At 71.6% G+C, this 12,475-nt stretch carries 15 protein-coding genes; 8 read left to right on the forward strand and 7 right to left on the reverse strand.

Annotated elements, in window-relative coordinates; translation table 11 throughout:
- The first annotated feature begins 94 nt into the window (after positions 1-94).
- The 4 genes from def (at position 95) to E1284_RS31880 (ending at position 4,421) form a co-directional block, all read left to right on the forward strand.
- Complete coding sequence (gene def, locus E1284_RS31865; protein WP_131943869.1) at positions 95-625, forward strand: peptide deformylase; 531 nt, start codon at positions 95-97, stop codon at positions 623-625.
- Between the two features lie 93 nt (positions 626-718).
- Positions 719-1,456 (forward strand): response regulator transcription factor, encoded by a 738-nt coding sequence (locus E1284_RS31870; protein WP_243714871.1) that lies wholly within the window; start codon positions 719-721, stop codon positions 1,454-1,456.
- A complete protein-coding gene (locus E1284_RS31875; RefSeq protein ID WP_131943870.1) occupies positions 1,456-3,003 on the forward strand; it encodes a sensor histidine kinase in 1,548 nt (515 codons plus the stop codon). The genes E1284_RS31870 and E1284_RS31875 overlap by 1 nt, the downstream gene beginning before the upstream one ends.
- A gap of 419 nt (positions 3,004-3,422) precedes the next feature.
- A complete protein-coding gene (locus E1284_RS31880; protein ID WP_131943871.1) occupies positions 3,423-4,421 on the forward strand; it encodes a S1C family serine protease in 999 nt (332 codons plus the stop codon).
- 184 nt (positions 4,422-4,605) lie between these two features.
- On the opposite strand, the gene E1284_RS31885 is transcribed toward E1284_RS31880, so the two are convergent.
- Positions 4,606-5,433: an oxygenase MpaB family protein gene (locus tag E1284_RS31885; protein ID WP_131943872.1), complete on the reverse strand. Its 828-nt coding sequence runs from the start codon at positions 5,431-5,433 to the stop codon at positions 4,606-4,608.
- Between the two features lie 89 nt (positions 5,434-5,522).
- On the opposite strand from E1284_RS31885, the gene arfB reads away from it, so the two are divergent.
- Together arfB and E1284_RS31895 are read left to right on the forward strand one after the other, a co-directional pair.
- On the forward strand, positions 5,523-5,948 hold the full coding sequence (gene arfB, locus E1284_RS31890; RefSeq protein WP_131943873.1) for an alternative ribosome rescue aminoacyl-tRNA hydrolase ArfB: 426 nt from the start codon (positions 5,523-5,525) through the stop codon (positions 5,946-5,948).
- 164 nt (positions 5,949-6,112) lie between these two features.
- Entirely contained in the window at positions 6,113-6,679 is a 567-nt protein-coding gene (locus E1284_RS31895; protein WP_131943874.1) for a Uma2 family endonuclease, read from the forward strand.
- A 110-nt stretch (positions 6,680-6,789) separates the two neighbouring features.
- Here E1284_RS31895 and E1284_RS43865 read toward each other — a convergent pair whose 3' ends face one another.
- From E1284_RS43865 to E1284_RS31910, 3 genes are all read right to left on the reverse strand, one after another.
- On the reverse strand, positions 6,790-6,933 hold the full coding sequence (locus E1284_RS43865) for a carbohydrate-binding protein (protein WP_131943875.1): 144 nt from the start codon (positions 6,931-6,933) through the stop codon (positions 6,790-6,792).
- A gap of 94 nt (positions 6,934-7,027) precedes the next feature.
- The gene (locus tag E1284_RS31905; RefSeq protein WP_131943876.1) at positions 7,028-7,792 is read right to left on the reverse strand and encodes a crotonase/enoyl-CoA hydratase family protein; all 765 of its coding nucleotides are present in this window, start codon (positions 7,790-7,792) and stop codon (positions 7,028-7,030) included.
- 8 nt (positions 7,793-7,800) lie between these two features.
- Positions 7,801-8,574 (reverse strand): SDR family oxidoreductase, encoded by a 774-nt coding sequence (locus E1284_RS31910; RefSeq protein WP_131943877.1) that lies wholly within the window; start codon positions 8,572-8,574, stop codon positions 7,801-7,803.
- 198 nt (positions 8,575-8,772) lie between these two features.
- Here E1284_RS31910 and E1284_RS31915 point away from each other — a divergent pair, with 198 nt between their 5' ends.
- Together E1284_RS31915 and E1284_RS31920 are read left to right on the forward strand one after the other, a co-directional pair.
- The gene (locus tag E1284_RS31915) at positions 8,773-9,621 is read left to right on the forward strand and encodes an SDR family oxidoreductase (protein WP_131943878.1); all 849 of its coding nucleotides are present in this window, start codon (positions 8,773-8,775) and stop codon (positions 9,619-9,621) included.
- A complete protein-coding gene (locus E1284_RS31920; protein ID WP_131943879.1) occupies positions 9,621-10,643 on the forward strand; it encodes a DNA topoisomerase IB in 1,023 nt (340 codons plus the stop codon). The genes E1284_RS31915 and E1284_RS31920 overlap by 1 nt, the downstream gene beginning before the upstream one ends.
- Positions 10,644-10,647: 4 nt before the next feature.
- Here the strand turns inward: E1284_RS31920 and E1284_RS31925 are convergent, their stop codons facing one another.
- From E1284_RS31925 to E1284_RS31935, 3 genes are read right to left on the reverse strand one after another with little or no spacing between them, the layout of a single operon-like run.
- Complete coding sequence (locus E1284_RS31925; RefSeq protein WP_131943880.1) at positions 10,648-11,415, reverse strand: metallophosphoesterase family protein; 768 nt, start codon at positions 11,413-11,415, stop codon at positions 10,648-10,650.
- Positions 11,412-11,657, reverse strand: coding sequence for a BON domain-containing protein (locus tag E1284_RS31930; RefSeq protein ID WP_131943881.1), 246 nt, complete (start codon positions 11,655-11,657; stop codon positions 11,412-11,414). Before E1284_RS31930 ends, E1284_RS31925 begins: the two co-directional genes overlap by 4 nt.
- 17 nt (positions 11,658-11,674) lie before the next feature.
- The gene (locus E1284_RS31935) at positions 11,675-12,292 is read right to left on the reverse strand and encodes a nucleotidyltransferase (protein WP_131943882.1); all 618 of its coding nucleotides are present in this window, start codon (positions 12,290-12,292) and stop codon (positions 11,675-11,677) included.
- Positions 12,293-12,475 lie beyond the last annotated feature (183 nt).

Genomic DNA, 12,475 nt, shown 5'->3' on the forward strand with positions numbered 1-12,475 from the left:
GGCGACCTCCGGGCGCTAGAGCGCCCTCCGGCCGCCCGCCCCGTGCTCCCGTGGCTGAGGTCCCTCTCCGACAGGGTCGCTTAGGATCTTTCGGGTGAGAAAGCGGAAACACGGGCGGGGCGGGACGGTCCGGCCGGTCAGGTTCCTCGGGGATCCGGTGCTGCGCACCGAGTGCGACCCGGTCAGGACGTTCGACGCCTCCCTCGAACGCCTCATCGACGACATGTTCGTCACCATGTACGAGGAGGACGGCGCCGGGCTGGCCGCGAACCAGATCGGCGTCGGCCTGCGGCTGTTCGTGTACGACTGCGAGGACGACAAGGGGCGCCGGCACATCGGCCACGTCGCCAACCCGAGGCTCGTGGCCGCCGACGGCGGGCAGCTGATCGAGTCGGAGGGCTGCCTGTCCCTGCCCGGCCTGCGGTTCGAGACGCCGCGCCACGCGCACGCCGTCGTGGAGGGCGTCGACATGAAGGGCAAGCCCGTCCGCATCGAGGGCACCGGCTATTTCGCGCGCTGCCTCCAGCACGAGTGCGGCCACCTGGAGGGCGGCGTGTACATCGACGTCCTGTCCGGGGACGCGCGCCGCGAGGCGATGCGGGCCATTCGCGCACTCCAGCGGTGACCGGGGAGCACTCAACCGATCCTCTGCGGGTATTCAGGGGACGTTCAGGTTCGGCTGGAATCCTCTGCGATGATGTGGAGGGGGACTGGGCACGTGACTGAGCGGCAGGCGAACGGCAGCGGCAAGGCGGCGACGGCGGAGGCGACCCTGCTCGTCGTCGAGGACGAGCCCAACATCCTGGAGCTCCTCGCCGGCAGCCTGCGCTTCACCGGGTTCGACGTGGTCACGGCGACCAACGGGGCGGACGCGGTGCAGTCGGCGCGGCGGCACCGCCCCGACCTGATCGTCCTGGACGTGATGCTGCCCGACATCGACGGGTTCGACGTCGCGCGGCGGCTCCGGTCCGGCGGCGACCACACCCCGGTGCTGTTCCTCACCGCGCGGGACGCCGTCCAGGACCGCATCAAGGGCCTGACGATCGGCGGCGACGACTACGTCACCAAGCCGTTCAGCCTGGAGGAGGTCATCGCCCGCATCCGGGCGGTGCTGCGCCGGTTCCGCGGCGGCGCGGCCGAGCCCCCTCCCCGGCTGGTGTTCGCCGACGTGGAGCTCGACGAGGACAGCCACGAGGTGTGGCGCGGCGGCCGCGCGATCCAGCTGTCGCCGACCGAGTTCAAGCTGCTCCGGTACTTCATGGCCAACGCGGGACGCGTCGTGTCCAAGGCGCAGATCCTCGACCACGTGTGGAACTACGACTTCCGCGGCGACGCGGGCATCGTCGAGTCGTACGTGTCCGCGCTGCGCCGCAAGGTCGACAACGCCGAGCCTCGCCTCATCCACACCCTGCGCGGTGTGGGGTACGTCCTGCGCGAGCCGTCGAGATCGGGCTGATGGCCACCCGCGCCCCGGCGTCCGCCCCGGCCGTCCCCGGGGTGCCGGAGCGGGGCGGCGGCCCCGCCGGCCGGCCGTCCCGGTCGCCGCGCCGCACGCTCGCGAGGCTGTGGGGGCGGACGTCGCTGCGCGTCAAGCTGATCGCCGGGATGCTCGTGCTGGTCACGCTCGGGATGACGGTGATGAGCGCGGCGGGCGCGTCGGTGCTGCGGCAGTACCTGGTCGGGCGGGCCGACGACCAGCTGCGCAGCTCGGTGGGGCGGGCGATCGAGCAGGCCGTCCCGCAGCTGCGGCGCGGCGAGACCAACATCGACGTCCGCATCCCGAGCGAGATGTACGGGCAGGTCCGCACCGACAGCGGCCATGTGCTGGGGCAGAACCCGGCGTGGAGCGAGACGGGCCACCCGCGGCTCCCCGCCGACCTCGGCCCGCACATCGACCGCCCGTTCACCGTGCGCGGGACGGGCGGTTCGCAGTGGCGGATCCTGGCCGAGCCGCTCCCGGGCGGGGTGATCGTCCTCGCGTTCAGCCTGGACGAGGTGGACCGCACCGTCCAGCGGCTCGTGGTGATCGACGCGATCGTGGGCCTGCTGGTGCTCGCCGTGCTGGTCATGCTCGGGGTGTGGGTGGTGCGGGCGAGCCTGCGCCCGCTCGCCGCCGTGGAGGAGACCGCGGGCGCGATCGCGGCCGGCGACCTGTCCCGGCGCGTCCCGCAGGCCGATCCGCGCACCGAGATGGGACGGCTCGGCGGGTCGCTGAACACGATGCTGGGGCAGATCGAGGCGGCGTTCGGGGCGCGCGCGCAGTCGGAGGCGGCGGCGCGGCGCTCGGAGGAGACGGCGCTGCGGTCGGAGGAGCGGATGCGGCGGTTCATCGCGGACGCCAGCCATGAGCTGCGCACCCCGCTGACCGCGATCCGCGGGTTCGCCGAGTTCTACCGGCAGGGCGCGGCCCGCAGCCCCGCGGAGCTGGACCGGCTGATCAGCCGGATCGAGGAGACCGCGTCCCGGATGGGGCTGCTCGTCGAGGACCTGCTGCTGCTCGCCCGGCTCGACCGGCAGCGCCCGATCGAGCGGCGCCCGGTGGACCTGCTCGCGGTCGCCGCCGACTCTGTCCAGGAGGCGAGAGTTCTCGCACCCGAGCGCAGGATAGACCTGTCGGTCGAGGGCGGGCTGGCGTACCAGGTGCACGGGGACGAGCCGCGGCTGCGGCAGGTGATAGGGAACCTGCTGACCAACGCGATCGCGCACACCCCCGAGGGCACGCCGGTCGAGGTGCGGCTGACGTCCGGCACGCTGCGCGGCGCCCCCGCGGCCGTCATCGCGGTCGTCGACCGGGGCCCCGGCCTCTCCCCCGAGCAGGCCGAACGCGTCTTCGAACGGTTCTACCGCGCGGACGAGGCCCGCTCCCGCGACTACGGCGGCGCCGGCCTCGGCCTCGCCATCGTCGCCGCCCTCGTCGCCGCCCACGAAGGCACCGTAGAGGCCGACTCGACGCCGGGCGAGGGCGCCACGTTCCGCGTAGTCCTCCCCCTGAACGACGATTAGCCCGCTCCCCACCCAGGCTCACCGGCTCCGTTGACCTGCGGCGTGTTGTTGTTTTCGACGCGCTCATAACAACAACACGCCGCAGGTCAACGAGGCGGTGGCGCCGTGGGGGCGTGGTTCCTTAGGGGAGACGTGGGTCACGTTCAGGGAACTTTCAGCTCTGTGCGCTTGGGTGGCCGTACAGGGCGCGCCCCGGTCTCGACGGGGAACGGGAGTCCGCGCCCTGGCCAGCGCCATCTCCGGGCCGGCTGTGCGCCGGATGGGCCCGGGCACCGCGGCCGAGGGGACGAATCGCCGCACGTCTCCCCGGTCGCGGTTTTTCATGCTTTGTCGACTTTCAGCAGGCTTTCAGGTTGGATCCAGGCGGCCTGCAGGCCGGGAGCGCACTCTCGTTGTCGAGTGAACGACAGGGGGATCCGATGAACACCGACCGGCAGCAGCCGCCGCCTTGGGAGCCGCAGAGACCCGACTTCACCTCGCACGGGGCCGCGCACGGGGCCGCGCACGGGGCCGCGCACGGGGCCGCGCACGGGGCCGCGCACGGCGAATGGCCATGGCAGAACGTCCCGGCACCGGAACAGCCGGCCGCCCGGCCGGGCCCCTTCGGCACGGCGCGGCGGAAGGTCGCGGCGGTGGGGGCCGCCGCGGCACTGGCCCTGGGGGCGGGCGGTGCGGGCGCGGCGCTGACGCTGGCGCTGACGCACGAGCAGACCGTCCACGCGAGCCCGACGGCGGTTTCCGGGGTGGCGGCCGGCAGCACGACCGCGCAGGTGGCGGCCGCCGTCCAGCCGAGCGTGGTGTCGATCCAGGCGCAGACGGCCTCGGGCACGGCGACCGGCTCCGGGGTGATCCTGCGCTCGGACGGGGTCATCCTCACGAACGCGCACGTCGTGTCTGGGGCGCGGCAGGTCGCGGTGAAGTTCAGTGACGGCAGGACCGCGGCGGCGGAGGTGCTCGGGGCCGAGACCGGCGACGACATCGCGGTGATCAAGGCGCAGGGCGTGTCGGGCCTCAAGCCCGCGACGCTCGGGGACAGCAGCCGGCTCGCCGTCGGCGACCAGGTCCTCGCCGTGGGCAGCCCGCTCGGGCTGGACGGCTCGGTGACGTCGGGCATCGTCAGCGCGCTGGGACGGCAGATCCAGGAGGGCGACTCCGAGCAGCGGCTCCCGCCGGGGCTGCGCGGGCAGCTGTCCCAGCAGCAGCAGACCGTGATCAAGAACGCGATCCAGACGGACGCCGCGATCAACCCCGGGAACTCCGGCGGCGCCCTGGTGAACGCGTCCGGGCAGGTGATCGGCATCAACACCGCGATCGCCACGTCGGGCGGCAGCGACGGGAGCATCGGGGTGGGCTTCGCCATCCCGATCGACTCCGCGAAGAAGACCGCCGGCACGATCATCGCCGGCGCCACGGTCTGACCCGGTCGCCGTCCGGCCAGGCTCTGGGGGGAGCGGGCGGACGGGCGGCGGACCGGTCAGAAGGTCCTCCCGGCCCGGCCGGGCATGGGAGGGCCGGCAAGGGAGAACGGCCGCGTGACCTGCCTGTGGATCACGCGGCCGTTCAGCCCTTTCATGAGCCCTTCCCGCCTTGCGAGCCGTCTGGTCATGAACTCCGGACCTTGATGGCGGGCTTGCGCTTGACCTTCGCCAGCATCTTGCGCGTGGAGTGCAGGTAGACCTCCCGCGGCAGGGTGCGCACCCGCACCGGGAGCCGCGGATAAACCGCGGCCAGCGCCGCCACGAGCAGCCGGAACCGCAGCTCCCGCGCCCGGCTCCACTTCCACCCGTACTGCACGCGGATCGGCTCGGGCATCATCCCCGCCGTGAGCAGCCGGATCATCATCAGGCCCGGCGCGTTCAGCGGCCCGCCCGGCAGCTTCGGGTGCAGCACCTGCTCGGCGACCGCCCGGGACGCGTCGCTGATCTTCAAGCTGTTGAGCATGCCCGCGTAGTAGACGCGGAAGTCGCGGTAGGTCGCCGGCATGCGCTCTTCCGGGCAGCCCAGGATCGTCGCGTAGATCTTGGTCTGCCGGTAGAACTCCTCAAGCTCGCGCTCGCTGAACCTCCGGCGGAACAGCAGCTGGTAGAACTGCGTCGCCACCGCGAACAGCGTGGACGCGACCCACACCTGCAGCTCGGGGTCGTTCGCCTCGTAGCCGGGCCCGGTGATGGACTCGTGCCCCTTGGTGACGAGGGCGCTGAGGGTCTCGGCCTCCTCCCGCGTCCCGAACTGCACGACGTAGAGCCACCCCATCGTGTTGCGCAGCCGCCGCGCGGGATCGTCCGCCGTATAACTGTGGTCGTAGACGCCCTGCGCCACCTTGGGATGCGCGGTCTGCAGCAGCGACGCCGCCCCGCCCGCCGCGATGAGCGCGCCCTCCTGGGAGATCACGCGGATCAGGTCGCCGTCCTTGAAGATTCCGTCAGCCATGCCGGACAGTGTAAGTAAGTACTTGCAGTCGTCGCTACCGGAGGGTAATCCAGGCGACAAGATCACGGCACGGCTGCGACAATGGGGACATGCCCGAGCAGATCCACGTCCGCGGCTCGGTCTCCATCCCGGAGTCCGAGCTCGGCTGGCGTTTCTCCCGCTCCTCGGGGCCGGGCGGGCAGCACGTCAACACCAGCGCCACCGCCGCCGAACTCTCCTTCGACGTCGCGAACTCCCCGTCCCTCCCCGAACACCTGCGGGCCCGCGCGCTCGAGCGCCTGGCCGGACGCCTCGTCCGCGGCGTCCTGACGATCCGCGCGGAGGAGTACCGCTCCCAGCAGCGCAACCGCGACGCCGCCCGGACCCGACTCGCGACCCTCCTCGCCGACGCGACGGCACCGCCCCCGAAGAAGCGCGTCCCGAAGAAGATCCCGCGCGGCATCAACGAGCGGCGCCTGGAGAACAAGAAGCGCCGCTCCGCGGTCAAGCGCCAGCGATCGGCCCGCTGGGACTGACCCCTGTGACCGCGCGAGGGCGGACGTGACCATGATCAGACCGGCGAGCAGGCGCACATGGCCTAGGCTTGCGGTGTGGATGAGGTCCGGGGCTCATCGCCGGCGAACCCACCGGTGAGGTTGCGAGTCTCTCGTCGGCACCTACTGACCACCGAGGACGGAGCATGAGGGCATATGACCGGCTGCGCCCGACGGCGATCGCCATCATGGAGCAGCTGGACGCGTACGGCGTGGAACTTGATGACCAGGGCGTCCACGTCATGACGAGCCCGGTCAACCGGCATGAGCTGGCGATCGCACATCTGCGGTGGCAGTTGGAGCGCCAACTCGACCCGGGGGTTATGGCGCATGCCGGTACGCCCGAGATCGACGATCCCGCTACCGGAAGGCTGCGGAGGCCTGACCTGGTGGTCATTCCCTTGGCTGCGCTCGAGCGCCCCGGCCGGAGCTACCTGCGACCCGAGGACGTTGAACTGGTCGCCGAGGTGGTCTCCAGCCCCAACCCCGAGAACGACTACGAGCGCAAGACCGTCGACTACCCCGCGATGGGAATCCCCACGTACGTCATCATCGACCCGCGCAAGTCGACGGTCACGGTGTTCAGCGAGCCCGGCGCCGGTCCGGAGGGACCGCGTTACAACGCGCGACGGGACTACGTGTTCGGAGACCAGATCACGGCCGGCGGCTACGCCATCGACTCCGGCGCCTTCCTGCCCTACGAGGACGACTGACCTACCAGGTGCCCGGAAACATGCGGCAGCCGGGCGCGGCCAGTGCCGACGGGTGAGGCGTGGCAGGGCCAGCGGCGTCCCTCCCGGCAAGGGACGCCTCGGGCGTGCGGTCAGACCTGCTGCCAGAGGGCGGGGACGTTCGGCGGGGTCCAGCCGGGCCGGGCGGTTCGGGCCCGCAGGCAGCGGTAGGACGCGCCGTCGTAGGTCACCACGTCGCCGACGTTGTACACCGTGCCGACCGCCCAGGTGCCGATCGGGTCACCGGGGCCGGGGTCGCCCGGTGCAACCGGCGGAGACGCAGAGACGCCCGGAACCTCGCGGTTCCGGGCGTCCGGTGAACGGGGAGGGCTACTCGCCCTTCCAGTTCGGCTTGCGCTTCTCGGCGAACGCCGCCGGGCCCTCCTGGGCGTCCTTGGAGGTGAAGACCGGCAGGGTGATCTCCTGCTGCTTCTTCCACGCCTCCTCGGTCGTCCAGTCCGCGGACTCGACGATGACCTTCTTGGTCGCCGCGAGCGCCAGCGGCGCGTTCTCGGCGACCTTGAGGGCCAGCTCCTTGGCCGCGGCGAGCGCGCCGCCGGACTCGGCGAGCCGGTTGACGAACCCGAGCTCGGCCATCCGCTCCGCCGGGTACTTGTCGCCGGTGAGGGCGATCTCCATGGCGATGTGGTACGGGATGCGCTGCGGCAGCCGCAGCAGCCCGCCGCCCGCCGCGACCAGGCCGCGCTTCGGCTCGGGAAGCCCGAACTGGGCGTCCCGCGCCGCGACGATCATGTCGCAGGACAGCGCGACCTCGCAGCCGCCGGCCAGGGCGTAGCCCTCGATGGCGGCGATCATCGGCTTGGCGGGCGGACGCTCGGTGAGGCCCGCGAACCCGCGCCCCTCGACGACCGGGTTGTCGCCGGTGAGGAAGCCCTTGAGGTCCATGCCCGCGCAGAACGTGCCGCCGGCGCCGGTGAGGATGCCGATGGACAGGTCCTTGCGGGTCTCCAGCTCCTCGACGGCCGCCGCGATGCCCCGCGCCACCTCGCCGTTGACCGCGTTGCGGGCCTCCGGGCGGTTGATGGTGATGACGAGGACGGCGCCGTCTTCTTCCGTGAGAACAGCGTCGGTCATTCAGTGCCTCACTTCGGCTGGAAGCGGATACCGCCGTCGAAGCGGATGGTCTCGCCGTTCATGTAGTCGTTCTCGATCAGGGCCTGGACGAGGTGCGCGAACTCCGCCGCCGTGCCCATCCGCTTCGGGAAGGGGACGGGGGCGGCGAGCTTGGCCTTGAACGCCTCGGCCTGCTCGCCCGAGCCGTAGATCGGGGTGTCGATGATGCCCGGGCAGATGGTGTTGACCCGGACGCCGATCGCGGCGAGGTCGCGCGCCGCCGGCAGCGTCATGCCGACGATGCCGCCCTTGGACGCCGAGTAGGCGATCTGGCCGGTCTGGCCCTCCAGCGCGGCGACGGACGCGGTGTTGACCACCACGCCGCGCAGGCCGTCGGCGTCGGCGGGCTCGGTCTTGGAGATCGCGGCCGCGCCGATCCGCATCAGGTTGAAGGTGCCGATCAGGTTGACCCGGATGACGGTCTCGAAGGAGGCCAGGTCGTGCGGGGTGCCGTCGCGGTTCACGGTCCGCGACGCCCAGCCGATCCCGGCGCTGTTGATGATGACGCGCAGCGGGGCGCCGGTGTCGACGGCGGCCTGCACCGCGGCCTGCACCTGCTCCTCGTTGGACACGTCGGTCTTGACGAAGACGCCGCCGACCTCGTCGGCGAGGGCCTTGCCCTTGTCCTCGTTCAGGTCGGCGACGACCACCTTGGCGCCTTGGGCGGCCAGCGCGCGGACGGTGGCCTCACCGAGGCCGCTCGCGCCACCGGATACGACGGCGGAAACTCCGTTCAGGTCCATAAGCGACACCTTACGTGAGGGACCGAATGTGGTTCGGGGTGATGCTATCCAGACGGCACCGCGCGCTCCGCTCACACCCCGGCGGATCGCCGAGCGCGTTATTACTCACGGGTTACAATAGGGCCCGCGTTTGCTCCGCGCAGCCCCGGGCACCCGCGTCATGTGGACGGCGGGGTCGACCCCCGGGAGGAGCCGAGGATGAGCGAACGTCCGGCACAGAGCCAGTCCTACCCCGGGCGGACCGGGGACATGACACCCGAGCCACGCGACGAGATGCGCGACTACCTCGGCAGCGACCTGCTGCACGGCCGCCGGGCGCTGATCACCGGCGGCGACTCCGGCATCGGCCGCGCGACCGCCGTCGCGTTCGCCAAGGAGGGCGCCGACGTCGCGATCACCTACCTGGAGGAGGACGACGACGCCCGGCACACCGCGGGACTGGTCGAGGCGGCCGGACGGCGCTGCCTCACCTACGGCGGCGACATGGCCGAGGAGCGGCACTGCCGGGAGGTCGTCGAGCACGCCGTCAGCGAACTGGGCTCGCTGGACGTGCTCGTCCTGCACCACGGCACGCAGACGCCGGTGAAGGACGTCCGGGAGATCGACGGCGAGCAGCTCCGCCGGACGTTCGAGGTGAACGTGTTCGCGGTGTTCTGGACCATCCAGGAGGCCCTTGACCACATGGGGCCAGGGTCGTCCATCATCATCACGGGGTCCATCAACGGGCTGCGCGGCAACAAGTCGCTCATCGACTACTCCGCCAGCAAGGGCGCGGTGATGTCGCTGACCACGAGCCTCGCCCAGAGCCTCATGGACCGCGAGATCCGCGTCAACTGCGTCGCACCGGGGCCGGTCTGGACGCCGCTGATTCCGGCGACGTTCGACGAGGAACGGGTCGAGTCCTTTGGGAAGAACGCGCCGATGGGACGTCCCGCCGATCCCGACGAGATCGCGCCGTCCTACGTGTTCTTCGCCTCCAACCGGCAGTCGTCGTACTACACCGGACAGACACTGGTTCCCGCCGGAGGGGAGATACATCCAGGCTGATGGCCTTGCAGCGGAGCGACACTGGTGAGTCCGGTTATGGACGCCGGAAGGCAGGCAAGGGGTTCGTCTATCTGGGGCTGGACGGCCGTCCCCTGCAAGACCCCACCGAGAAGCAGCGCATCAAGTCGCTCGTCATCCCGCCTGCCTGGAAGGACGTCTGGATCTGCCCCGACCCGGACGGCCATATCCAGGCGATGGGCACCGACGCGGCAGGACGGCGTCAGTACCTCTACCACGAGGCATGGCGGGAGCAGCGCGACCAAGAGAAGCATGAGCACGTCTTAGAGCTGGCCGAACGGCTGCCCAAGGTGCGTCACACCGTCGCCGAGCATCTGCGGGAACGCGGCTACACGCGGGAGCGCGTCCTTGCCGCGGCGGTCCGGCTCATCGACCTCGGCTTCTTCCGTATCGGCGGCGAGTCGTACGCGGCGGAGAACGGCACGTTCGGGCTCGCGACCGTCCTGCGCGAGCACGTCACGTGCCGGCGCGACGAGGTGACGTTCGAGTACCCGGCCAAGGGCTCGAAGGACCTGTACCGGGCCGTCGCGGAGGAGAACGTGTGCAAGGTCGTCAGCGGCCTCAAGCGGCGCCGCGACGGCGGCCCCGAACTGCTCGCCTACCGGACGCGGGACGGATGGCACGACGTCACGACGTCCGACATCAACGACTTCGTCCGGGAGGTCACCGGCGGCGACTTCACCGCCAAGGACTTCCGCACCTGGCACGCCACCGTGCTCGCCGCGGTCGGGCTCGCGGTGTCGGTCCGGGCGGGCGGCAGCGACACGGCCCGCAGGCGCGCCATCGTCCGCGTCGTCAAGGAGGTCGCCGCCTACCTCGGCAACACGCCGGCCGTGGCGCGGGCGTCCTACATCGATCCGCGCATCATCCGCCTCTACGAGGACGGCGAGACGATCGCGCCGGCGCTCGGCCGGCTCGGCGTGGAGGCGTCCGAGGGCGAGCTGGCGACGCAGGGGCCGGTCGAGCAGGCCGTCTTGGACCTGCTCCGCTCGGCGTCCGACTGAACGTTCACCAGGCCGACACCCGCTCCCCGGCGGGGAAGCGATCCGCGGCGGGCTCGGGCACTTCCAGGCAGTACATGGCGTACGCGTGCTGGATCACCGGCAGCGCCACGTTCCGCACCCGGATGCCGCCCGAAGTGAGGCCCTTCTCCGTCCCCTTGTGCGCGTGGCCGTGCACGGCGAGGTCGACGCCCCCCGCCGAGTCGATCGCCTCACCCAGCAGGTAGCTGCCAAGGAAGGGATAGATTTCCGGCGGCTCGCCTTCGAGAGTGTCGGCGCACGGCGCGTAGTGGGTGAGTGCGACAGTGACGTCGGTGTCCAGGCCGGTGAGGGACGTGTTCAGCCGGTCGGCGAAATCCTTGGTGTGCCGGATGAACTCCTTCATCTCCGGCTCGCCGAAGTCGCTGGCGCAGCGGCCCTCGAAACCGCCGCCGAAACCCTTGCCGCCCGCGATGCCGAGGCTCGTCCCGCCGCAGTCGATCACCGTCGCGTCGCCTTCGAGGACGGTCACGCCGGCGTCCCGCAGCACGCCGCCGATCTCGCTCTCGGCGTCGGAGTGGTAGTCGTGGTTGCCGAGCACGGCGACCACCGGGACGCCGAGTCCGCGCAGCTCACCGGCCGCGACCTCGCCCTCCTCGACCGTCCCGTGCCGGGTCAGGTCGCCGGCGACCAGGAACACGTCCACCTGGTCGGCGAGCGCGGCCAGCCGCGCCCGGTACGCGCCGGCCACCTCCGGCCCGACGTGCAGGTCGCCCGCCGCCGCGACGCGGATCATGAGATCTGCTCCTCTCCGTCCGGCTCGGGCACCGCGATGACGTGCAGCTCGTTGCAGATCCGGCGGCCCTCGGCGGCGTCGCGGGCGGCGTCCTCGACGGCCCGGCTCCGCTCCTGGCTCACCACCTCGCCGCGCAGATGGACGACGTCGCCGCGGACGTCCACCCGGATGCCGAGCTCGTACGCCTCCATCGCGAGCCGCTCCTGGATGTGCGCGGCCACGTAGCCCGATATGTCGGTCATGACCCTGCCCCCTTCGGTCATGGGATCCCGTCCAGCGCGCCGGCCTCGATCACGTCCAGCCGGGCCAGCAGCGTGAGGAACGCGTACGCGTACGGGGACCGCGCGGTCTCGGCGGCCACCCGGCGCCAGTCGACCTGCTCCCGCAGCGCCCGCCCGACGTGCAGGAACCCGCTGAAGTCGCAGGCGGTCTCGGTGAACGCCAGCAGCCGCATGACCAGCAGATCGGTGGCGGGCAGCACCGGCATGAGCACCGCCCCGACCGCCATCTCCTCGGCCCGGCCGAGCAGCTCCCCGTCCACCGGACGGCCCGACGGGGTGTGGATCAGGTCGATCACGTGCTCGCCGTCGTAGGCCTTCTCCAGCCAGTTCTCCGGGCTCTCCATATGCGTCATGCCCGCGCTGAGGAGCGCCTCCAGGGCCGCCTGGACGTCCCGCTCCCGCACCACGAAGTCGACGTCGTGCGTCGACACGGCGGCGCCGTGCGCGTACGCCGCGAAGCCGCCCGCCAGCGCGTACCCGATCCCGGCGTCGCGGAGCGCGGCCGCCGCCCGCTTCAAGGCGTTCAGCAGGCCCTCCGCGACTCCGCCCGAGCCCGGCCCCGGACCGGCGGTGCCGGACCCGCGCGTAGCGGCCATCGGCGGCTCCGTCTGCACGTCCCCCCACGCGTTTCCTCGATCGACTGGGTTTCTTCGATCGGCTGGGTTTCCCCGATCGATCGGGTTCCCTCGGACGACCGCGTTCTCTCTCGGTCGATTGCGGTCGCCGTGGCGGTACCCGTGGAACCGCAGGTCATGCCGTTGTCAGGGGAGGCGGTAGGC

Origin of the sequence: Actinomadura bangladeshensis, assembly GCF_004348335.1 — a bacterium.
GTDB classification, from domain to species: Bacteria; Actinomycetota; Actinomycetes; order Streptosporangiales; family Streptosporangiaceae; genus Spirillospora; species Spirillospora bangladeshensis.

Coding starts and splice junctions, on each gene's coding strand:
- E1284_RS31895 (WP_131943874.1), top strand. CDS start 6,113: ATGAGGGCATATGACCGGCTGCGCCCGACGGCGATCGCCATCATGGAG.
- E1284_RS31910 (WP_131943877.1), bottom strand. CDS start 8,574: ATGGACCTGAACGGAGTTTCCGCCGTCGTATCCGGTGGCGCGAGCGGC.
- E1284_RS31935 (WP_131943882.1), bottom strand. CDS start 12,292: ATGGCCGCTACGCGCGGGTCCGGCACCGCCGGTCCGGGGCCGGGCTCG.
- E1284_RS31915 (WP_131943878.1), top strand. CDS start 8,773: ATGAGCGAACGTCCGGCACAGAGCCAGTCCTACCCCGGGCGGACCGGG.
- E1284_RS31885 (WP_131943872.1), bottom strand. CDS start 5,433: ATGGCTGACGGAATCTTCAAGGACGGCGACCTGATCCGCGTGATCTCC.
- E1284_RS31875 (WP_131943870.1), top strand. CDS start 1,456: ATGGCCACCCGCGCCCCGGCGTCCGCCCCGGCCGTCCCCGGGGTGCCG.
- E1284_RS31880 (WP_131943871.1), top strand. CDS start 3,423: ATGAACACCGACCGGCAGCAGCCGCCGCCTTGGGAGCCGCAGAGACCC.
- E1284_RS31905 (WP_131943876.1), bottom strand. CDS start 7,792: ATGACCGACGCTGTTCTCACGGAAGAAGACGGCGCCGTCCTCGTCATC.
- E1284_RS31930 (WP_131943881.1), bottom strand. CDS start 11,657: ATGACCGACATATCGGGCTACGTGGCCGCGCACATCCAGGAGCGGCTC.
- arfB (WP_131943873.1), top strand. CDS start 5,523: ATGCCCGAGCAGATCCACGTCCGCGGCTCGGTCTCCATCCCGGAGTCC.
- E1284_RS31925 (WP_131943880.1), bottom strand. CDS start 11,415: ATGATCCGCGTCGCGGCGGCGGGCGACCTGCACGTCGGGCCGGAGGTG.
- E1284_RS31920 (WP_131943879.1), top strand. CDS start 9,621: ATGGCCTTGCAGCGGAGCGACACTGGTGAGTCCGGTTATGGACGCCGG.